Origin of the sequence: Pseudomonas sp. ABC1, assembly GCF_013395055.1 — a bacterium.
In the GTDB taxonomy this organism is placed as follows: Bacteria; Pseudomonadota; Gammaproteobacteria; order Pseudomonadales; family Pseudomonadaceae; genus Stutzerimonas.
Genome location: NZ_CP058349.1, coordinates 2,082,461 through 2,103,700 on the forward strand (window position 1 = coordinate 2,082,461; position 21,240 = coordinate 2,103,700).

22 protein-coding genes are annotated in these 21,240 nt (G+C 62.4%); 16 read left to right on the plus strand and 6 right to left on the minus strand.

All coding sequences use genetic code 11. The features are described from left to right. The first annotated feature begins 5 nt into the window (after positions 1-5). From hisI to HW090_RS09205, 6 genes are read left to right on the plus strand one after another with little or no spacing between them, the layout of a single operon-like run. The gene (hisI, locus tag HW090_RS09180; protein ID WP_179113238.1) at positions 6-401 is read left to right on the plus strand and encodes a phosphoribosyl-AMP cyclohydrolase; all 396 of its coding nucleotides are present in this window, start codon (positions 6-8) and stop codon (positions 399-401) included. After that, positions 394-732, plus strand: coding sequence for a phosphoribosyl-ATP diphosphatase (locus HW090_RS09185; RefSeq protein ID WP_179113239.1), 339 nt, complete (start codon positions 394-396; stop codon positions 730-732). The genes hisI and HW090_RS09185 overlap by 8 nt, the downstream gene beginning before the upstream one ends. A gap of 17 nt (positions 733-749) precedes the next feature. Then, the gene (locus HW090_RS09190; RefSeq protein ID WP_179113240.1) at positions 750-1,013 is read left to right on the plus strand and encodes a twin-arginine translocase TatA/TatE family subunit; all 264 of its coding nucleotides are present in this window, start codon (positions 750-752) and stop codon (positions 1,011-1,013) included. A 3-nt stretch (positions 1,014-1,016) separates the two neighbouring features. Then, on the plus strand, positions 1,017-1,445 hold the full coding sequence (gene tatB, locus HW090_RS09195; RefSeq protein ID WP_179113241.1) for a Sec-independent protein translocase protein TatB: 429 nt from the start codon (positions 1,017-1,019) through the stop codon (positions 1,443-1,445). Continuing rightward, the gene (gene tatC / locus HW090_RS09200) at positions 1,442-2,248 is read left to right on the plus strand and encodes a twin-arginine translocase subunit TatC (protein WP_179113242.1); all 807 of its coding nucleotides are present in this window, start codon (positions 1,442-1,444) and stop codon (positions 2,246-2,248) included. Before tatB ends, tatC begins: the two co-directional genes overlap by 4 nt. Continuing rightward, positions 2,245-2,952 carry a 16S rRNA (uracil(1498)-N(3))-methyltransferase gene (locus HW090_RS09205; protein WP_179113243.1) on the plus strand — a complete coding sequence of 236 codons (708 nt, stop codon included), beginning with the start codon at positions 2,245-2,247 and terminating at the stop codon, positions 2,950-2,952. Before tatC ends, HW090_RS09205 begins: the two co-directional genes overlap by 4 nt. A gap of 19 nt (positions 2,953-2,971) precedes the next feature. Here HW090_RS09205 and HW090_RS09210 read toward each other — a convergent pair whose 3' ends face one another. Beyond that, positions 2,972-3,574 carry a LysE family translocator gene (locus HW090_RS09210; protein WP_179113244.1) on the minus strand — a complete coding sequence of 201 codons (603 nt, stop codon included), beginning with the start codon at positions 3,572-3,574 and terminating at the stop codon, positions 2,972-2,974. Between the two features lie 108 nt (positions 3,575-3,682). Here HW090_RS09210 and HW090_RS09215 point away from each other — a divergent pair, with 108 nt between their 5' ends. The 4 genes from HW090_RS09215 to HW090_RS09230 all read left to right on the plus strand — a co-directional run bounded on the left by HW090_RS09215 (position 3,683) and on the right by HW090_RS09230 (position 10,462). After that, complete coding sequence (locus HW090_RS09215; protein ID WP_179113245.1) at positions 3,683-4,606, plus strand: LysR substrate-binding domain-containing protein; 924 nt, start codon at positions 3,683-3,685, stop codon at positions 4,604-4,606. Between the two features lie 301 nt (positions 4,607-4,907). After that, positions 4,908-7,994, plus strand: a complete 3,087-nt coding sequence (locus tag HW090_RS09220; RefSeq protein WP_179113246.1) for a TonB-dependent receptor — start codon at positions 4,908-4,910, stop codon at positions 7,992-7,994. Between the two features lie 40 nt (positions 7,995-8,034). Further along, positions 8,035-8,820 (plus strand): Slam-dependent surface lipoprotein, encoded by a 786-nt coding sequence (locus HW090_RS09225; protein ID WP_179113247.1) that lies wholly within the window; start codon positions 8,035-8,037, stop codon positions 8,818-8,820. A 151-nt stretch (positions 8,821-8,971) separates the two neighbouring features. Continuing rightward, positions 8,972-10,462, plus strand: coding sequence for a surface lipoprotein assembly modifier (locus tag HW090_RS09230; RefSeq protein ID WP_179113248.1), 1,491 nt, complete (start codon positions 8,972-8,974; stop codon positions 10,460-10,462). Positions 10,463-10,557: 95 nt separating this feature from the next. Here the strand turns inward: HW090_RS09230 and dtd are convergent, their stop codons facing one another. Beyond that, positions 10,558-10,995, minus strand: coding sequence for a D-aminoacyl-tRNA deacylase (gene dtd, locus HW090_RS09235; protein ID WP_179113249.1), 438 nt, complete (start codon positions 10,993-10,995; stop codon positions 10,558-10,560). After that, on the minus strand, positions 10,995-11,966 hold the full coding sequence (pip, locus tag HW090_RS09240; protein WP_179113250.1) for a prolyl aminopeptidase: 972 nt from the start codon (positions 11,964-11,966) through the stop codon (positions 10,995-10,997). The genes dtd and pip overlap by 1 nt, the downstream gene beginning before the upstream one ends. A 331-nt stretch (positions 11,967-12,297) precedes the next feature. Between pip and HW090_RS09245 the strand changes: the two genes are divergently transcribed. Genes HW090_RS09245 through HW090_RS09265 form a run of 5 tightly spaced genes read left to right on the plus strand, consistent with a single transcriptional unit; the run spans position 12,298 to position 16,187 of the window. Further along, positions 12,298-13,071: an ABC transporter ATP-binding protein gene (locus HW090_RS09245; RefSeq protein WP_179113251.1), complete on the plus strand. Its 774-nt coding sequence runs from the start codon at positions 12,298-12,300 to the stop codon at positions 13,069-13,071. A gap of 14 nt (positions 13,072-13,085) precedes the next feature. Then, positions 13,086-13,841, plus strand: a complete 756-nt coding sequence (locus HW090_RS09250) for an ABC transporter substrate-binding protein (protein ID WP_179113252.1) — start codon at positions 13,086-13,088, stop codon at positions 13,839-13,841. 51 nt (positions 13,842-13,892) lie between these two features. Then, positions 13,893-14,588, plus strand: a complete 696-nt coding sequence (locus HW090_RS09255; protein WP_179113253.1) for an ABC transporter permease — start codon at positions 13,893-13,895, stop codon at positions 14,586-14,588. Continuing rightward, positions 14,585-15,301, plus strand: coding sequence for an ABC transporter permease (locus HW090_RS09260; protein WP_179113254.1), 717 nt, complete (start codon positions 14,585-14,587; stop codon positions 15,299-15,301). Before HW090_RS09255 ends, HW090_RS09260 begins: the two co-directional genes overlap by 4 nt. Position 15,302: 1 nt before the next feature. Next, positions 15,303-16,187: a D-hexose-6-phosphate mutarotase gene (locus HW090_RS09265; RefSeq protein ID WP_179113255.1), complete on the plus strand. Its 885-nt coding sequence runs from the start codon at positions 15,303-15,305 to the stop codon at positions 16,185-16,187. A 13-nt stretch (positions 16,188-16,200) separates the two neighbouring features. Here the strand turns inward: HW090_RS09265 and HW090_RS09270 are convergent, their stop codons facing one another. Beyond that, the gene (locus tag HW090_RS09270) at positions 16,201-17,142 is read right to left on the minus strand and encodes a p-hydroxyphenylacetate 3-hydroxylase reductase component (RefSeq protein WP_179113256.1); all 942 of its coding nucleotides are present in this window, start codon (positions 17,140-17,142) and stop codon (positions 16,201-16,203) included. 186 nt (positions 17,143-17,328) lie between these two features. Further along, complete coding sequence (locus HW090_RS09275; protein WP_179113257.1) at positions 17,329-18,498, minus strand: p-hydroxyphenylacetate 3-hydroxylase oxygenase component; 1,170 nt, start codon at positions 18,496-18,498, stop codon at positions 17,329-17,331. 307 nt (positions 18,499-18,805) lie between these two features. Between HW090_RS09275 and HW090_RS09280 the strand changes: the two genes are divergently transcribed. Further along, positions 18,806-20,005: an MFS transporter gene (locus HW090_RS09280; RefSeq protein WP_179113258.1), complete on the plus strand. Its 1,200-nt coding sequence runs from the start codon at positions 18,806-18,808 to the stop codon at positions 20,003-20,005. A 4-nt stretch (positions 20,006-20,009) separates the two neighbouring features. On the opposite strand, the gene HW090_RS09285 is transcribed toward HW090_RS09280, so the two are convergent. Next, positions 20,010-21,191, minus strand: coding sequence for a Bcr/CflA family multidrug efflux MFS transporter (locus HW090_RS09285; RefSeq protein ID WP_179113259.1), 1,182 nt, complete (start codon positions 21,189-21,191; stop codon positions 20,010-20,012). Positions 21,192-21,240 lie beyond the last annotated feature (49 nt).

A 21,240-nucleotide genomic window follows, 5' to 3' on the forward strand; every position in this document is an offset into this window, starting at 1 on the left:
AACCCATGAGCTGGCTGGAACAGATCAACTGGAACGAAGACGGCCTGGTGCCGGCGATCGCCCAGGACCACAAGACGGGCCGCATCCTGATGATGGCCTGGATGAACCGCGAATCCCTGGAGCTGACCGCCCGGGAACAACGCGCCATCTACTGGTCGCGTTCACGCGGCAAACTCTGGCGCAAGGGCGAAGAGTCCGGCCATGTACAGAAGCTGCATGAACTGCGCCTGGACTGCGATGCCGACGTGATCGTGCTGCAGGTCGAGCAACTGGGCGGCATCGCCTGCCATACCGGGCGCGAAAGTTGCTTCTACCGCGTCTTCGAGAATGGCGAGTGGAACATCGTCGATCCGGTCCTCAAGGACCCGCACGCCATCTACGCGGAGCACAAACATGAGTGACACCCTCGACCGCCTGGCCGAAGTGCTGGAGTCCCGCAAGGGCGCGGCGGCAGACTCCTCCTACGTGGCCAGCCTCTATCACAAGGGGCTGAACAAGATTCTGGAGAAGGTCGGCGAGGAGTCGGTCGAGACCATTCTCGCCGCCAAGGATGCCGCCACCAGCGGCGACAGCAGTGACCTGATCTACGAAACCGCCGACCTGTGGTTTCACAGCATGGTCATGCTCGCCGCCCTCGGCCAGCACCCACGCGCGGTCCTCGCTGAACTGGAACGCCGCTTCGGCCTGTCCGGCCATGCGGAGAAGGCCGCCCGCGGCCAATCCGACCAATAACCTGGAGAATTCGCACAATGGGTATTTTTGACTGGAAACACTGGGCCGTCCTGCTGGTGGTCGTGGTGCTGGTATTCGGTACCAAGAAGCTGAAGAACCTTGGCTCGGACCTCGGTGAGTCGATCAAGGGCTTCCGCAAGGCGATGAACACCGACGAAGGCGCCGATAACGCTACCGCCCAGGCCGCGCCGGAAAAACGCGAGCAGCCGCTCGACGCCCAGCAGCCGCACACCATCGATGCCCAGGCGCAGAAAGTCGAAGAGCCGGCGCGCAAGGACTGACCCATGTTCGGAATCAGCTTCGGTGAAATACTGCTGATCGGCCTGATCGCCCTGCTGGTGCTCGGCCCTGATCGGCTGCCGGGGGCCGCCCGCACCGCCGGCCTGTGGATCGGCCGCCTGAAGCGCAGCTTCAACAGCATCAAGCAGGACATGGAGCGCGAGCTGGGTGCCGACGAGATTCGCCGGCAGTTGCACAACGAGAACATCCTTTCGCTGGAGCGCGAGCTCAAGCAGGGTATCGACTCGCTCAACCCGCTGGCCCCGGTCAAGCCGACAGAAAGCTCACCGGAAGTGACCGCCTCCGCGCTCGACCCGCAGGCGAGCGTCAAGCCTGCCGAGCCCCAGACCGAACCCACGGCAACCGATGCCGCCGCGCACCCGGTCGCTACCGCGAACGCCACCGAAACGCCGCAACCACCCAGAGCCCCATGAGCGAACAGCACACCGACAATGACCAGGAAATGCCCCTGGTCTCGCACCTCGCCGAGCTGCGCACACGCCTGCTGCGTTGCGTCGCCGCCATCTTCCTGATCTTCGCCGGGCTGTTCTATTTCGCCCAGGACATCTACACCCTGGTCTCGGCGCCACTGCGCCAGTACCTGCCGGAAGGCACCACGATGATCGCCACCGACGTGGCATCGCCCTTCCTCACCCCGTTCAAGCTGACCATGGTGGTGGCGCTATTCCTCGCCATGCCGGTCATCCTGCACCAGATCTGGGGCTTTATCGCACCGGGGCTGTACAAGCACGAGCGGCGCATCGCCATCCCGTTGCTGGTTTCCAGCATCCTGCTGTTCTACGCCGGCATGGCCTTCGCCTACTTCCTGGTGTTCCCGATCATCTTCCACTTCTTCGCCAGCGTGACGCCGGAAGGGGTGTCGATGATGACCGACATCGCCAGCTACCTCGATTTCGTCATGACGCTGTTCTTCGCCTTCGGCGTCGCCTTCGAGATCCCGGTGGCGGTGGTGTTGCTGATCTGGATCGGCGTGGTCGATGTCGTCTACCTGCGCAAGATCCGCCCCTACGTGATCATCGGCTGCTTCGTCGTCGGCATGGTGCTGACGCCGCCGGACATCTTCTCCCAGACCCTGCTGGCAGTGCCCATGTGGCTGCTGTTCGAGCTGGGCATCCTGGCCGGCAGCCTGATCCGCAAGCGCCGTGGCGAGTATGACGACGAAGACCAGGCGGAAGACGACCACAGCGGCACTCAGCCGCCCGCTCCGCTGTCTTGAACCTGCTGCTGCTGGAAGACAGCGACTTCATCGCTGCCGACCGCGCCCTCGTACGTGGCCGGCGCCTGGTGCATCTGCATGAGGTGCATCAGGCACAGAGCGGCGACAGCCTGCGCGTCGGCCGTATCGATGGCCTGATGGGCCAGGCACGGCTGCTGCGCCTGGATACCGAGGAAGCGGAACTCCAGCTACAGCTCGACCAGCCGCCTCCGGACAAACTGCCGATCACCCTGCTGCTGGCACTACCCAGGCCAAAGATGCTCAAACGTATCCTGCAGACGGTGGCCAGCATGGGTGTGCCCAGGCTGGTGCTGCTCAACAGCTATCGGGTGGAAAAGAGCTTCTGGCAGACCCCGTTCCTGAACCCCGAGGAAGTCCGCGAGCAACTGATCCTCGGACTGGAACAGGCGCGCGACACACGGCTGCCAGACGTCATCATCGAGAAACGCTTCAAGCCCTTCGTCGAGGATCGCCTGCCGCAACTGGCCGCCGACAGCCTCGGCCTGGTCGCCCACCCTGGCGACTACCGCGCCTGTCCACGCGCCCTGGAACAACCCGTGACCCTGGCCATCGGCCCGGAAGGCGGCTGGATTCCCTATGAAGTGGACAAGCTGGCCGAAGCGGGCCTGACACCGGTGCAACTGGGCGAGCGCATCCTGCGGGTGGAAACCGCCGTCACGGCACTGCTGGCACGGCTGTTCTAGGCGCGCCCTCAACCGCGAACTACCGTACACCCGCGCCAGTCCAGAGAGCGCTGGCCCCCATGAACAACGACACCAGCCCCATGCCTGCCAGGCAGTAACGCGGCAGCAGCGCCAACCCGCGCGATGAGCGCAACCAGCGGTGCGCGAACGTGCCATAGGCGGACATGATGGCGATATCGAGCAGCGCCCAGATCGTCATCAGCAACAAGGCTTGTGGCAGCAGTGGTGTGTCTGGCCGAACGAAGCCCGGCAGGAATGCCAGGAAGAACAGAATGTCCTTCGGGTTCGACAAACCCACCGCCAAGGCTCGGCGGAAACGACCACCAACCGATGACTCCGAATCATGCGTACGCGAGGGCTCGGAAGCGCTGCTCTGCCATCCCAGCCACAACAGGTACAGCCCACCGCACACCTGCCCCCACTCCAGCAACGTTGCCTCGATATCCAGTGCCAGGTGCACGGCCAACAGGGCCAGCGTCATCAGCAGCAGTGCGGCGACAACCCCACCGGCGATGGTGCGCAGTGGCCAGCCATGGCGGGCATCATGCATGACCAGCATGGCCACCGGCCCTGGAGAGGCGATCAGCAGCGCCACGGAAGCAGCAAAGGCCAGATACAGCATGTCGGATCACCGGTGCATCAGAAAGCGCGGATTATTCCCTTGCGGCCCATTACGCGGTAATGGAAATATTGCCGACCACGGATGACTTTTACTCATGGTAAACACCGCATGCCGCCGTCCAGCCTGCCACCCCTCTATGCACTGCGTGCCTTCGAGTCCGCCGCCCGGCATGGCTCCTTCACCCTGGCAGCCCATCAGTTGTGCCTGACCCAGAGCGCCATCAGCCGTCATGTGAAAACCCTGGAGCGGCACTTCGACTGCCCGCTCTTCATTCGGCACGGCACGCGACTGGAACTCACACTGGCCGGACGCAACCTGGCGCAGGAGCTGGAGCGGGGTTTCAGCCTGATCGAAGCGGCCTGCGCCGCGACCGTACAGCAGCGCGGCAGCCTGCGCCTGAAGGCGCCATCGACCCTGAGCATGCGCTGGCTACTGCCCCTCCTCGGCCGATTCCATGCCGAACACCCGGACAAGCGGGTGCAACTGGCCAGCGTCTGGATGGACGAGGACCATGTCGATTTTCGTAGCGAACCGTTCGACTGTGCCCTGCTCCTGAGCGATGGAGCCTTTCCACCAGGCTGGCAGGCACAGGCGCTGTTCAGGGAGTGGCTGGTGCCCGTCTGCACCCCGGCCGTGCGCGGGACGGGCGAATGGAGCCTGGACCGGCTGCTGGCCAGCGACCTGATCCACAGCTCCCGCGACCGTCGCGACTGGATTCGCTGGCTGCGCCGCCAGGGCATCACCGACACCAGCCGCTGCCATGCCGGACCGCTGTTCGACACCCTGGAGCTGGGCATCAACGCCGCCGCCCAGGGGCATGGCATTTCCATCGGCGACCTGGGCCTGGTCACCCGAGAGCTGGACAGTGGCCAACTGGTGATGCCCGTTGCCAATGCCGTCAGCACCGGCGACAGCTATTACTTCGTCTGGCCCGAGCAACAGAGCCAGCACCCGGTCCTGCAAGCACTCGGAAAATACCTGCTGGAACACCTGCCAACACCACCGCTCTCGCCACCCCTATTTCTCGAATAAGCCTGGACGCACACTAAAAGTGACGACGTGTTCCATTGGCGGTCGGACCAACCAACCGCAGAATCCGTCCATCCACCCTCCATTCATCCTGAAAAGACCCTAAACCGCGTCCGGAAACACCCGCTCTCTTTCAACGCGACAAAGCATGAATTAGAGTTTTGATATTCAAATCCGACATATTCCGGCTTGAGAAGCATTCCTACTGGAAATGAAGTCACGGGTTTGAATCATCCAGGGGAGGATGCGGGCGTTGAGGCAGTCGAACAGGACAGGCATCCATCCAGATCGTAGAGGCTCGGGCATGAGCACACTGCTGCCTGCACTCATTACGCTCGTCCTCCTGCTTGCCCCTTTCCTCACCGCAAAAGCCGACCCGCCCGCGCCAACCGCCCTGCATGATTTCAACATCCCGGCCCAGTCACTCGACAGCGCCTTGATACAGCTGGCCCAACAGGCCGACGTGGAAATCTACATGAGCACGGCCGGTCTTCGCGGGCTGACCGGCAACCCCATCACCGGCAGGATGAGGCTCGAAGAGGCATTGCGGCGGCTGTTGTCCGGGCGGGGTATCCAGTACTCCCTGTCGGGAGGCCCCGAGCGGCCGGTCATCCAGATCATCACGCCAAGCGATGTCTCGGAGAAGGAGCGGCTCGCCCTTATGCCACTGGCCATCGAGGCCGACTACGACCCAGCGCTGCAGCGCCATGAAGATGGGCACAACGCGGTCTATGACCGGAATTACTCCAGCGTCTATATCGACAAACGGCAGATAGAACGCAACAAGGGTTCGGCGCCGGCGGACGTGTTCAAGGGCATGCTCAATGTCTACAGCGGCGACCCACGCAACAGCGGAGCGATCGACCCGAATATCCGGGGTATCCAGGGACCGGGCCGCGTCCCCCTGACCATCGACGGCACCGAGCAGGCGCTGACTGCCTACCGCGGCTACAACGGCGCCAACAACAGAAACTACATCGACCCCAACCTGCTGAGCAGCATCCAGGTCATCAAGGGGCCGAGCCTGGAAAGGGACGTTCGCAGCGGCGTGGGCGGCGCAGTCGTCGCCCGTACGCTGGAGGTCGACGATATCCTGAGCCCCGACCGCACCAGCGGCGGCGAATTGCGCGTCGAATACGCCAATAACGCGGCAAAGGCCAATCCACCAACCCTGCTGAGCGGCCAGGACTATCGGACTATCCCTGGCTTCCTGCAACCGGGCGAATCGCCCAGCGCCCCCTGGAACGACCCCAGCCTGCGCGTCACGCCGCGGACCTCAGGCCAGAATGACCTGCTCTCCGGCAACGACCAGGCCTACCGCCTCGCCCTGGGTACCCGGCAGGAACGCTTCGAACTGCTCGGCGCCTATGCCTTCAGGGAAAAAGGCAACCACTATGCCGGCAAGCGCAAGGCCGGCTTCTACTCGCACCCGGTCACCGACCCGGACCGTCCAACGGACAGCTATGCCACCAGCATGGCCCTGTACTGGAAGCCCGGTCAGGAAGTGCTGAACACCTCCAACAGGATGGAATCCTGGCTGCTCAAGGGACGCCTGATACTGAGCGACGAGCAGGACCTGCGCCTGGGCATTCGCGATACATCCGCCCTGTACGGCGAGATAATGCCGTCACGGCTGGAGTACGCGAATAACAAAGGACACGTCCAATGGCCCCTGAGCCATGTGCAGAGCCAGGCCTACAATCTGGAATACCGCCTCGAACCCAGCGACAACCCCTGGCTGGACCTTCACGCGAACCTCTGGATGACCCGCACCCACAGCGACACCTACACCCGTGGAGGCTTTCCCAATGCGGCAACGGAGAGTGATCCCATCCTCTGGGACTCGGCGATAGCCAATGCCAGCAATGATCGTTATGGGCTGACCCTGAGTAACCGCCTGCTGCTGCTCGATACCCTCGACCTCACTTTGGGCGGCAGCTTCCAGCACGAAAAAATGGACTCCAATGACCGTGCAAACGATGCAACGGGCAATGCCTTCGCATTGCCCCATGCTGGAACGCGTGAAGAATACGAACTTAATTACAACTTCAACTGGCGCCCTATCGCACCTCTGACGATCGAAATTGGCGGGCGTTATTCATCCTATTGGGCCTTTGACGATTATTTGCACCAGCAGCAGAAAATGGGCAACCAGCTGACAAAATCACTGTTTGTTGGGCGGCGTGTCTCTTATGCGACTCGGGAAACAAGGTCGTTATCTGAACAAGAGTGGCAAGGAAAGCTTGACTCAGCAATTGGGAGTGTCAGTTGGTTCTGGGATATGCTCGGGTTTACCGACGAGCAGAAACAGACTGCCATAGATGAAATAAAAAGCTCCCTGCCAAGATCGGAAACAGTGGATGTTCAACATAACCAAATCTGGTACCACGATGGCACTGGGCGCTACGACCGCGCAGGCAACCCTTGCATCAATGGTTCACTCGATGGTTTAGAACTTATCATAGATAGCCAGCAGCAAACATGCGTGGTAGGCGGACTTGTGGGTGAAACTCAAGTGCCTGCGAATGCTCACAAGCAGAAAGGCTACGGCTGGGTACCGTCCTACAGCCTAACGTTCGAGCTATCTCAGCATAGCCGAGTATATTTCAGGCATAGTCAAGCCTTACGATACCCCAGCATGTTCGAGAGCACTTACGGATTCTCCACCAACATAGATCCCCATATAAAACACCTAAAACCAGAACACACTTACGATTACGAAATTTCCTACATAAGCGACATAAGCTATCGATTAAAAAACAACAAAAAGCTCGATATAAAAATCGGATACTATCATCACAAAACAAAGAACATGATAGAGCGCGACACCAACTTAAACCTGAACAACATGGACAGACACGAAATCCAAGGTATTGAACTAGAGAGCCGATACGATAGCGACACACTATTCACAGAACTCGGCATCACAAAAACAATAAAAAATAAATCTTGTGACGAGAGCTTTGCCATATTAGCCGACCCTACAAGCGGATCGGTACCAGATTGCGTAGACAACGGATTTCCTCGAGGGTACTTAATCACTCAGTCCGTCCCCAAATACTCTGCAACCTGGCTAATAGGAAAGAGATTCCTGGAAAACAGGCTTGAGCTAGGAGTAAAAACGACCTACTACCACAAACAAAACTACAATAATTACCACAAAACATCAGAGCTCGCGTCCGCGCAAGGCAATGCCTTTTCTAACATCCCATTCCAATGGAGAAGCACCACAATATACGATACCTACATAGACTACAAAATATCCGAAAGCATAAGACTAGAGTTAGCAGCCAACAACTTGCTAAACACCTACTACATAGACCCTTTAAGTCGATCACTCGTAGCGGCCCCGGGGAGATCAGTACGAATCGGAACAGCAATAGAATTCTAACTAGAAAGCCAAGCCAACTTAAGCATAGGAAGCAAAAACCATGAAATCATACAAGTCCACATTTGGAATTATTGCATTACTTACCATGCCAAACATTGGCAATGCCGCGACTATCGGGGGAGAGAGTTACAATAACAATATGGAAGTTGGCTCAACCACTGTCGTAGCAGGACCACACACAGGCACTGGTCCAGGGGTAGGTGTCAGTACAATAGCGTTAAGCCTGGCAGACAAAGTCAGCTTCACCAGCCTTCAGACTCTAGGCAGCACAACAACACTGTCTTCAGGCCCTATCTCTAAACTCACGACCCTTACACCGGCAGGCTCCCCACACCCAATCGGATACTTCAACTTCGCCCAAGTTTCCGGCCAGGACGTCTTTTTCGGCGAATGGACCAGTAACAACAATGTCGCCACTGGAAATCATACCGTCTACTACATAGGCCGCGATGGCGACACATCGCTGACCAAGACCGGCACGGTCAAATACGATATGCGCGCTATCAGCAACTATCAGTCCCAGGGACTGATGATTGGTGAGTTCACCGCGGACTTCACCACCAAGAAGATGACCGGCAACCTGTATACACCGACCTTCAGCTACGCCATCAATATCGGTACCGCCAATATCAACACCGATGGCAGCATCACCAGTGGAACCAGCGGGGCAACCAAGGCATTCGCCTATGTGTCCGGCTATATGGTGGCGTATGACGGTGTCGTCAATGGACGCTTCTTCAACAACCAGGAAAGTCTGGCCGGGTTCATCAAGTTCCCGACGACCCTGCGCCAGTACGACACCGCCTTCGGCGGCGTGGTCAAGTGACAGGACAGGCATAGTCCCATCCCCCCTGCAGACGCGGATACCGGTAGCCGTTGGCTCCCGGTAAACCGCTGCATCCTGATCAGGGGGAGGGCCCGCTCCATAACGATGCCAGGCGGCCGACACAGGTCTGCCTGCAAGGCTCCTTTCGACCATGAAACACGCGTATTCGACTCTGCGTCGCCACCTCGTGCCCATCGCTCTGGCGCTGTTGCTGCCCTGCCTGTCGCAGGCTGACCAAGACACCCACCTGCGCCTGAACCAGAGCATCGAGCATCGCGCCAGCCAACAGGAAAAGGCCTTGCTTGGTGACGAGATCCAACCGCCCACCCAGCTGTCGACCCTGACCATCGACGGCCAGACCTACAGTGTCGGCAACAACCTGGATGATCTGGGCAGCGCCCTCTACCTGTCCATCCGGCATCAACAGTGGCCGCTGGTGGCGCACTTTCTCGACGCCTATGTCGCGCTGCCTGGCTACGACCCGATGCTGGCGGCCTATGCCCGGGGCGGGCTGGCACGCGTGACGGGCGACCTGAAACAGGCAGAAGAGCACTACCGCCACCTGCTGACCCTGCAAGGCGACTTCCTGCCAGGGCAACTGGAGCTGGCCCGCGTCCTGTTCGAAAACCGCAAGGACCGCGAATCCTACGATGCCTTCCAGCACATCCATGCACGCTTCGATCCCTCCGACGCGCGCGCCATGGGCGTCAGCCGCAGCGTCGACAGTTTCATCGAAGCGCTGGACCGGCGCGAAGCCTGGCAAGGCTCCATCGCCATCGGGCCGACCTGGAGTGACAACATCAACCTGTCGTCGGAAGCCCGCCAGGTGTTCGAATTCATCACCGACGAAGGCACCTTTCGGCTGGAACGCAAGTTACCCGAGGCCATCTCGGCCACCGGGCTGGATTTCGAAGGCACGCTGAACAAGCGCATCGCCCTGCAGGGGCACCACGGACTGTTCATGCGCTCGCTGATCTACGGCCAGTCCTACAAGGACCATAAGCCCTACAACGAAAGCACGCTCATCAGCCATGTCGGCTACAGCTACCAGAACGCTCGCAGCCAGTACTCCCTGGCGCCCTCCTTCGAGTTCAACACATACGGCAACGCCGCCATGTATGGCGCCTGGGGTGTCCGTGGCGAATGGCAGTACTACCTGTCGCCCACTCGCATGCTCAAGCTGGAGGGCGATTACAAGGACATGAAATACCGCCAGGAGGACTATGCCCACAACGACGGCGGCGCCAGCTCGCTTTACGTCACCCTCTGGCAGTCGCTGCCCAGGGGCTGGACACTGTTCGGTGGCCTGGATATCACCGACCGCAACAGCGAGGACAAGACCAACGCCTACCTGCAGAAAGGCCTGCGGCTGGGGTTGGCCAAGGAGTTCGAGTCCGGCTTCAGCGCCATTCTGTTCGCCTCCTATCGCCGCCGGAGCCATGACCTCTACAACGCCCTGCTGGAGGCACGGCGCGAGGACGACGAGCAGGGCTACACCTTTATCCTGAACGCCCAGCGCCTGGCCGTGTACGGCATCACGCCCAGCCTGACCGTCAAGTACAACAGGGTGGACAGCAACGTCGACTGGCTCTACTCCCACGAGCGCAATTCGGTCAGCCTGAAGCTGGAACGGCCGTTCTGAAGCGCAGCGTTGGCCGTGTGTAGGGTGCGCCGCGCGCACCTGAACGATCGACATCGCTGTCGCTGGTGCACAGCGCACCCTACCGGTATGTGATGCTAGCTTTCCAGCAGGAAGGTCACCGGGCCGTCGTTGACCAGGTGCACCTGCATGTTCGCACCAAACCGTCCGCAGGCAACCGCCGCATGCTGACTGCGGGCCTGTGCGACAAGGTAGTCATAGAGCGCCTCACCCAGCGCTGGCGGGGCCGCGCTCGAAAAGCTCGGGCGCAGGCCGCTGCGGGTGTCGGCTGCCAGGGTGAATTGCGACACCAGCAGCAAGCCTCCGCCAATGTCCTTCAACGACAGGTTCATGCGCCCCTGATCGTCACTGAACACCCGGTAATTGAGCAGCTTGTGCAGCAGCTTGTCGGCCCTGGCCGGGTCGTCTTCACGCTCGACGCCCACCAACACCAGCAGCCCCTGATCGATGGCGCCGACAACCTCGCCATCGACCTCGACCCGCGCCTGCCGCACACGCTGTATCAGCCCTTTCATCAGGCGTCCTTCAGCGGCAGGTCGAGAAGGCGTTGCGCCATGTCCTGGGTCGCGCGTACCAGCGCATCGGTGATGCCCGGCTCGGATGCGGAGTGACCGGCGTCGCGGATGATCTGCAACTCGCTGCCCGGCCAGGCCTGGTGCAGTGCCCAGGCGTTGTCCAGCGGGCAGATGACGTCATAGCGGCCATGCACGATGATGCCCGGCAGGTGGGCGATCTTCGGCATGTCGCGCAGCAACTGGCCTGTTTCGAGAAAGGCATCATTGACGAAGTAGTGACACTCGATGCGCGCCATCGACAACGCCTTATGGGCATCGGTGAAGCTGTCGACCAGTTGCGGGTTGGGCCGCAGGGTCGCCGTGCGGCCCTCCCAGCCGGACCAGGCCTTGGCGGCGTGCAACTGGGCGATCTGGTCGCTGCCGGTCAGGCGCTGGTAGAACGCCTGCATCAGGTTGCCGCGCTCCTCCTCGGGGATCGGCGCCAGGTAGTCCTCCCAGTAGTCGGGGAACAGACGACTGGCGCCTTCCTGGTAGAACCACTGGAACTCCTGTGGCCGACACAAGAAGATACCGCGCAGTACCAGCCCCAGGACGCGCTCGGGATGGGCCTGGGCATAGGCCAGCGACAGGGTGGAACCCCAGGAACCGCCAAACAGCACCCACTGCTCGATGCCAAGGTGCTCGCGGATGCGCTCCATGTCGGCGATCAGGTGCGCGGTGGTGTTGTTCTCCAGGCTGGCGTGCGGCGTCGAACGACCGCAGCCGCGCTGGTCGAAGGTGACGATGCGGTACAGGGTCGGGTCGAAGAAGCGCCGGCTCGACGCATCGCAACCGCCGCCCGGCCCGCCATGCACGAACAGCACGGGCAAGCCATCGGGCATGCCGCTCTCGTCGACATACAGGACATGGGGCGCTTCTACCGCCAGCTCATGCCGTGCGTAAGGCTTTATTTCCGCGAACAAGCTCTGCATGTCTCTCTCCCGAGCCAGGTCTTTCGGTTGGGTAGCAGGATGTAAAAGGATACACCAGCCTCATGCGCCGGACGCTCCCCCGTAAGAAGGGCGCCGTCGAGACCGGCGGAGCCCGTGAACGCGCGATGACCGGCACATCTATTGCGCGCCGTTCCGCTGTGCCACGGTCTTTCCGCGCTCTTTCCGCCCTTTCGGGTGACATTATCCATGCTTGGCGCATGCCTTCGCGCATGCTAGGTTTGCGCCTCGCCAGGATGGCGAGGCAGTGGCCAGTCATAAAAACAGCAGAAAGGTCCGCCATTTCTTTTGGCCTGATCGATGAGGTACCCCCATGGCCGAGGCCATACCCGCTCTGGAAATCCGCAACCTGCACAAGCGCTACGGCGACCTCGAAGTGCTCAAGGGCGTCTCCCTGACCGCGCGCGATGGTGACGTGATCTCCATCCTCGGCTCGTCCGGCTCGGGCAAGTCCACCTTCCTGCGCTGCATCAACCTGCTGGAAAATCCCCACGAAGGCGAAATTCTCCTGGCCGGCGAAGCACTCAAGCTCAAGCGCGAGAAAAACGGCGAACTGGTTGCAGCCGACGCCGCACAGATCAACCGCATGCGCAGCAAGCTCGGTTTCGTCTTCCAGAATTTCAACCTCTGGCCGCACATGAGCGTGCTCGACAACATCATCGAAGCGCCGCGCCGCGTACTGGGCCAGAGCAAGGCCGAAGCCATCGAGGCCGCCGAGGCACTGCTGGCCAAGGTCGGTATCGCCGACAAGCGCCACGCCTACCCCAACCAGTTATCCGGTGGCCAGCAACAGCGCGCCGCCATCGCCCGCACCCTGGCCATGCAGCCCAAGGTCATCCTGTTCGACGAGCCGACCTCCGCCCTCGATCCGGAAATGGTACAAGAAGTGCTTGCTGTGATTCGCTCGCTTGCCGAAGAAGGCCGCACCATGCTGCTGGTGACCCACGAACTGAACTTCGCCAAACAGGTGTCCAGTGAAGTGGTCTTCCTCCATCAGGGGCTGGTCGAGGAACAGGGCACACCCGCCCAGATTTTCGACAATCCCCGTTCGGTACGCTGCCAACAATTCATGTCCAGCCATCGCTAATGGAGCTACCCCACATGAAAAGCTATAAGAAGATCCTGCTCGGCGCCGCCGCTTCCCTGCTCATCGCCAGCCAGTCCTTTGCCGCCGAGAAGCTGCGCATCGGCACCGAAGGCGCCTACCCGCCCTTCAACCTGATCGACGCCAGCGGCAAGGCCGTCGGCTTCGACCTGGACATCGCCCACGCGCTCTGCGAAAAGCTCAAAGCCGAGTGCGAAGTGGTCATCTCCGACTGGGACGGCATCATCCCGGCCCTCAACGCCGGCAAGTTCGATTTACTCGCCGCCTCCATGTCGGACACCGAGGAGCGTCGCCAGGCCGTCGCCTTCACCGACCACTACTACACCAACAAGCTGCAGTTCGTCGCACCGAAGTCGGTGGATTTCAAGACCGACAAGGGCTACCTGAAAGGCAAGGTGATCGGCGCCCAGCGCTCCACCATCGCCGGCACCTGGCTGGAAGACAACCTCGACGGCGTGGTCGACATCAAGCTCTACGACACTCAGGAAAACGCCTACCTTGACCTGGCCACCGGTCGTGTCGACGGCATCCTGGCCGACACCTTCGTGCAGTGGGAATGGCTCAAGAGCGACACCGCCAAGGACTTCGAACTCAAGGGCAAGCCGGTCTTCGAAGACGACAAGATCGCCATCGCCGTGCGCAAGAACAACGACGCCCTGCGCGAGCGCCTGAACAAGGCCCTGGCCGAGATCATCGCCGACGGCACCTACAAGAAAATCAACGACAAGTACTTCCCGTTCGACATCTACTGACCTGTCTGAACCGCCACCCGGCCCACACCGGGTGGCGGTCTTCGAGCCCTCATGATTCCTGACTTGCACGGATTCGGTCCGGCGCTGCTCGCCGGCACCTGGGTCACCATTCAACTGGCGCTTGCATCCCTGGCCCTCGGCCTGGTGCTCGGCCTCTGTGGTGCACTCGCCAAAACCTCGCCCTACAGCAGCCTGCGCTGGATAGGCGGCACCTATTCGACCATCGTACGCGGCATTCCCGAACTGCTCTGGGTACTGCTGATCTACCTCGGCACCATCGGCCTGGTACGCGGTATCGGCGAACTCTTCGGCATCGACGACCTTGCCCTCAGCCCCTTCGTCGCAGGCACCATCGCCCTCGGCCTGTGCTTCGGCGCCTACGCCACCGAAGTGTTCCGTGGCGCGCTGCTGGCGATCCCCAAGGGCCACCGCGAAGCCGGACTGGCGCTGGGCCTGAGTCGCCGGCACATTTTCTTTCGCCTGATCCTGCCGCAGATGTGGCGCCTGGCGCTGCCAGGGCTGGGCAACCTGTTCATGATCCTGATGAAGGACACCGCCCTGGTGTCGGTGATCGGCCTGGAAGAAGTCATGCGCAATGCGCAGATCGCCGTGACCGCCAGCAAGGAACCCTTCACCTTCTACATCACCGCCGCGTTCATCTACCTGGGGCTGACCGTCTTCGCCATGATCGGTATGTATTTCCTTGAAAAACGCGCCAGCCGCGGCTTCACCAGGAGCGCAGCATGACCTGGGACGTTTTCATTGGCTGGCTGCCGGACTTCTTCGTTCGCTGGCTGCCGAACTTTCTCGACGGCGCCTGGCTGACCCTGCAACTGGTCGGCATCTCCGTCATCGCCGGGCTGATTCTCGCCCTGCCGTTGGGCATCGCCCGTTCGTCGCGCCACCTGACGGTGCGCGCATTGCCCTACAGCTACATCTTCTTCTTCCGTGGCACGCCACTGCTGGTGCAACTGTTCCTGGTCTACTACGGCCTGTCGCAGTTCGAAGCGGTACGCCAGAGCATGTTCTGGCCCTACCTGCGCGATCCGTACTGGTGCGCGATCATCACCATGACCCTGCACACCGCCGCCTATATCGCGGAAATCCTGCGTGGCGCCCTGCAGAACGTACCGTCCGGGGAAATCGAAGCGGCGCGGGCACTGGGCATGTCGCGCAGCCAGACCCTCTGGCACATCACCCTGCCACGGGCGGTGCGCATCGGCCTGCCGGCCTACAGCAACGAAGTGATCCTGATGCTCAAGGCCAGCGCCCTGGCCAGCACCGTCACCCTGCTGGAACTGACCGGCACCGCGCGCAAGCTCGCCGCACGCAACTACCTGCACGAGGAAATGTTCCTCACCGCCGGCATCATCTACCTGCTGATCGCCTTCGTGCTGATGCAGGGCTTCAAGCTGATCGAACGCTGGCTGCGGGTCGACGCCTGCCAGCCGGGGCGCTGAGATGCCGGTCAGCATCCAGCCCGTCACCCGCGGTCAGCTCGCCTGCTGGGAGATACGCCATGGCGACAGCCTGCTGCTGATCGCCGAACAGGGCGCCCAGGTGCTCGAGTACCGGCAAGGCGACGAGCCGCCAATCATCTGGCTCAGCGAGCAGGCCGCCTTCGAAAGCGGGCAACCGGTGCGTGGCGGCATCCCGGTGTGCTGGCCCTGGTTCGGCGACCTGGCACGCAACCCCGAGGCCGTCCAGCACGTGCACCCACAGCCCGCGCCGGCCCATGGCCTGGTGCGCAGCCTGCTCTGGACACTGGAGCGCCAGACCGTGGAACAGGGCGCCGCCCTGCTCGACTTCGGCTGCCCGCCGCTGACAGAGTGCCCCGAGCTGCAACTGCACCTGCACGTCCGTCTCGACGATGCCCTGCACCTGCGCCTGACCAGCCACAACCTGGGCGACACACCGATCACCCTGAGCCAGGCACTGCACAGCTACTTCGCCATCAGCGATATCCACCAGGTCTCGGTGCAGGGCCTCGACGGCAAACCCTATATCGAGACCCTGGAAGACTGGCAGCCGCGCGAACAATCAGGCGACCTGCACTTCGACGGCGAGACTGACCGCATCTACCTCGACCTGCCACAACGCCTGACGCTGACCGACCCAACCTGGCAACGCCGCATCGAACTGCACGCCAGTGGCTCACGCTCGGCGGTGCTGTGGAACCCCTGGGTCGACAAGTCCCGCCGCCTGTCGCAGTTCGCCGACGACGCCTGGCAACGCATGCTCTGCATCGAGACGGCGAACGTGCTGGACGATGCGGTGCGGCTGGAACCAGGCGCGAGTCACGAACTGACGCTGGCCATCGAGGCACATACTCTGCAACCCAAATAGCGCCGCCCGGCAATCAGCCTAGCCCGGCCACCTCCGCCAGCACGGCCTGGAAGGCTGCCAGTTGCGACGCGTCGAAACGGGCAAACACCCGCTGCTGCTGTTCTTCGGCGATCCGCCAGAGGCGCTCGGCCTGCTCGCCACCCAGCGCGGTCAGGCAATAGCCGCCCTGGCCATGCTCGTCCAGCAGCCCTTTGCGCCGCAGCACATCGAGCGACACTTCGATCTCCCGCAGCGGCATCGCCACCAGGCGCTGCAAGGCGGGCAAGGCCAGACCGGCATCGCTGGACAACACCAGCAGCAACCGCGCTTCGCTGGTGCGCAGGCCGCTGGCCAACTGACGTGGCTGGTAGTCCGCCTGGTAGGCGCGCACGGCCTGGGTCATCAGGTAATAGAAGTTATCGCTAAGCCGCCCCTGGAAGGCACTGGGCGAAGCGTTGCCCAAGGCCTCCGCCGTCAGGTGCGGATGCGGCAGCACCGCGCAGTAGGCGCCCTGATGGTAGAGCAGCGGCGCACGACCCAGGTCGTCGAAGGCCACCACCCGCCCCAGCAGTATCCAGTGGTCGCCGCCGTCGATCTGCTGGTAGCGCTCGCACTGGAAACGCGCCGCGCAATCGCTGAGCAATGGCGCACCTCCCAGCCCCGTCTCGCAGACCACGTCGGCGAACTTGTCGTCCCGACTGCGGGCGAAGCGGTTGGACAGGTCGATCTGGTCGGCAGCCAGTATATTCACCGCGAAATGGCTGGCCTGCTCGAACACACCATGGCTGGAGGAGCGCTTGTCGATGCTCCACAGCACCAGGGCCGGTTCGAGTGAGACCGAGTTGAAGCTGTTGGCGGTGACACCGACCCGCTGCTCGCCACTGGCGGCGGTCATGACAGTGACGCCCGTGGCGAAATTGCCCAGGGCACGACGAAAGGCACGCGGGTCCAGGCCCGCTTCGGTATGGCTAGTCATTCTTGTTCTCCGTCGCCGGGCACTCGCGGTCCGGCGGTATCCAGGTGAAAACCCGTTCACGCTCTCCAAACCAAGACCCCGTAGGGTGCGCCATGCGCACCTGACCGAGAACAGGGTGCGCATGGCGCACCCTACGCGGGGCAGGTCATTCGGTAGAAGGTCATGAGCAGGTACGACTCGCGGCGGCTAGACCATGCTCGGGTCCGGCTCCAGCCCCATCAGCTCGCGGCCGAGGATCTGCGCGCAGACGTCATAGTCGGTGTAGGCGTGGGCGCCGGTCATGTGCGAATCGCGGAACAGCCGCTGTATCTCGTTGCCCTCGAACCAACTGGTGGCGCCTGCCGCACTGAACAACCGGTCCACCGCCTCGATGCACATCTTCACCGCATAGGCCTGGTTGGTGCGCCAGAAGGCCAGGGTCGTGCGTGTCGGATACTGCTGCCGCTCGCCGTATTCAGCATGCTCCTGCCAGGTCTTCTCCAGCAGGGCACGAGCGGCGGCGACCTGGTGGGTGGACTCGGCCAGCCGCATCAGCGCCGGGGTGGCGGTGCCGACGCTGGCACCGGTGTAGGCGCGCACGCGGTTGCGGGTCTTCTCCTTGAACGCCTCCAGCATGCGCTCGGCGATACCCAGGCTGATGGCAGCAAAACCGCTGGCGAAGTAAGGACGGTACGGGGTATGGAAGATCTTGCTGTCCGGGTACAGGCCAAAACCGGCGGAGCGGCCTTCCATCATGTCCCTGGCCGCCTGGATACGGTACTCGGGAACGAACACGTCCTTGATGACCAGCGTCTTGGAGCCGCTGCCACGCATGCCGACGGCGTACCAGTCGTCGCGGATCTCATAGTCGCTACGCGGCAGCACGGCGAAGCTGTAGACCTTCTCGCCCTGCGCGCCGATGCGGTTGCAGCCTACGATCGCCCACTGCGCATGGTCGCAACCGCTGCTCCAGCCCATCTCGCCATTGAAGATGACGCCGCCCTCGACCTCCTCGACCCGACCGAAGGGCGCGATGCTGCTGCTGGCCGTGGCATCGGGGTTCTCGCCCCATACCTCGTCCTGCAAACGCTGGGGAAACATCGCCAGTTGGTGGCTGTGGGTACACAGCAGACTGAAGGCCCAAGCGGTGCCGCCACAGGCACCGGCCAGGGCGGCGACGCAATCGGCGAATTGCGGCAGGGAAACTTCCAGGCCGCCATAAGCCATGGGCTGGAAGGCGCGGTGCATACCGATACCCTTGAGCAGGGCAATATTCGCCTCCGGCACCTTGCGCAGGCGCTCGGCCTCATCGGCGTTGCCGGCAATGGCCGGAAGGATGTCTTGCAGTGCCTCTAGCAGAGGGTTTGGATTTTTCATTGTCATGCCCTGTTTATTGTTGGTCTTGCGGGGTTGTCGCCTCGGGATTCGTCCTGGAGCAACCAGGCACCCAGACGCCGGGAAACCTGTATTTCCGGGATAGCGAGGCGATTATGCAGAGGGGCATCGACAGCAAAAATGTACGAAACAGAGACAAACTTGCACTTTTCATGGCCGATACAGCGGGAGTCGCCACAGGTGCGCACAGCGTTCGCGAACAGGCGGGAAGGCCGAATAACATTAATCTGTTAATGAATACGCCAAGGCATTAGCATGCGTCCTCCCTCATCCTGATCGCCGCCCGAACATGACGACCTGGCCCGATGCCCTGCGTGCGCTGCGCCACCGCAACTTCCGCCTGTATTTCGCAGGGCATGCGCTTTCCACCCTGGGCACCTGGGTACAACAGGTGGCCCTGGCCTGGTTGATCTACCGCCTCACCGACTCGGCCGCGTTGCTCGGTGCCACGACCTTCGCCGCGCTGTTGCCACAACTCCTGCTCGGCCCTGTCGCCGGTGCCTGGATCGACCGGCACGACAAGCGCCGCCTGCTGATCGTCATCGAGACCCTGCTCGGCGTGCAGGCCGTGGCGCTGGCACTGCTCACCGCCGCTGGCCACATGGGGCCGGAGCTGATCCTCGCCATGGCCTCGCTGCTGGGCGTGCTCAATGCCATCGACACCCCGCTGCGCCAATCCCTGCTCAGCCAGTTCGTCGGCGACCGCCAGGACCTGCCCAATGCCCTGGCACTGAACGCCATGCTGTTCACCCTGTCGCGCTTCATCGGCCCACCCCTGGCCGGCCTGCTGCTGGGGCTGGTCGGCGAAGCGATCTGTTTCACGCTCAATGCGCTGTCGTACCTGGGGCTGGTGGCGGGCCTGCTGCTGATGCGCATGGCCCCGACACCCAGGGCCAGCGGCTCCTTTCGCACGATCTTCGGCGAGGGACTGGCCTACGCCCTCGGCGATGCCGGCATTCGGCGACTGATGCTCGGCGTGATGGCCGTCAACCTGACGGCATCCAGCTATGTGGTGCTATTGCCGGTGTTCGCCCGCGATATCTTCGCCGGCGATGCCTCCACCCTGGGCTGGCTGTGGGGCGCTGCGGGCCTCGGCTCGCTGCTGGCGACCCTGTTACTGGCGAACCAGCGCACCGCAGAGAAGCTGCCCCGGCTGATTGCCTGGTCGGCGCTGGCCTGTGGACTGACCCTGCCGCTGTTCGCGTTCAGCCGCTACCTGCCGTTGTCGTTGCTGGCCATGGCCGTGCTCGGTTTCGGCGTCACCGTCAACAACGTCGGCACCAACATCATCCTGCAGAGTGCCGCACCAGAGCATCTGCGTGGCCGTGCGGTGGCGCTGTACACCTCGCTGCGCTTCGGCTTCGACGCCATCGGCGGGCTGCTCGCCGGGCTGATCGCAGCCCGCCTGGGTGCACCGCTGGCCCTGGCGATCGCCGCCGGCGTACTGCTGCTCTACTGTGCCCAGGCACGATGGCAGCAACGGCCCTGACCCATCAGAACCGGCGTAGCGCCACGCGACACGCCAGCAGGCTGAGGCCGCCGGCACCGGCCAGCACCAGGCACATCGGCAGGGGCGTCCCGTCGTGCAGGGCACTGACCAACGCACTGCCCAGCATGCCCAGGCCGAACTGCATGGCCACCGCCAGCCCCGCCGCCGCACCAGCCTGCTGCGGATAGGCCGCGAGCAGGCAGGCCAGGCAGTTGGCGCCGATCATGCCGGTGAAGCTGATGTAGCCGAGCACGGCCACCACCAGCATGGGTAAACCGCCCCAGCCGGACAGCCCCACCAGTGCGAGCACCCCTCCCGCCGTCGCGATGACCCAGGTAGCCCCCGCCAGTATGCGCTGCGGCGCCAGCTCCACGACCAGGCGTGCATTGAGCAACGTCACCACGATAATGCCGAGGATATTCAGCGCGAACAGCCAGGCGTAGCCCATCGGCGACACCCCGAAATGCTCGATGTAAATAAACGGCGAAGCGCTGATGAAAGCGAACATACCGCCAAAGCACGCCCCCATGCAGAGGGTATAGCCCAGCGCCAGCGGCTCCCTGGCCATTCGCCCATAGGCACGGAACGCCTGCCCCAGGGAGGCGCCACGGGCACTGGGCGGATGGGTTTCGGGAATCTTCCAGGCCACCGCCAGCAGGCAGATTGCGGCGAATCCCAGCAACAGCAGGAACTGCGAGCGCCAAGCAGCCAGGTGCATCAGGTAACCGCCAAGCAAGGGGGCAACCAGGGTCGCCAGCATCGTCACCAGATGCATCAGCGACAAGACCCTGGCCGCATCCCCCAGGGGGAACAGGTCACGCACGATGGCCCGTGCCAGTACCGAGGCCGCCGCCCCGCCCAATGCCTGCAGCAAGCGCCAGAATTGCAGTTGTCCGACATCATCGGCCAGCGCGCAGCCAAGGCTGGCCACCAGGTACAGGACGATACCGCCGAGCAGCAATCGGCGCCTGCCGAAGCGGTCCGACAGCGGGCCATAGAACAGCATGCCCAGGCAGAGGCCGCCGAGGAACAGGCTGATGGTCATCTGCACCTGCGCCTCGCCGGCATCGAGGTCGCGACCGATGCTCGGCAAGCTCGGCAGGTACATGTCGATCGACAACGGACCGAACGCCACCAACGCGGCGAGCAGGACAATCAGGCTCTGGGGCCTGGCAATGGGCGGCATAAGAACTCCGGGGAACGCAGGGTCAGGAGAAGGTGGCCAACGACAGCTT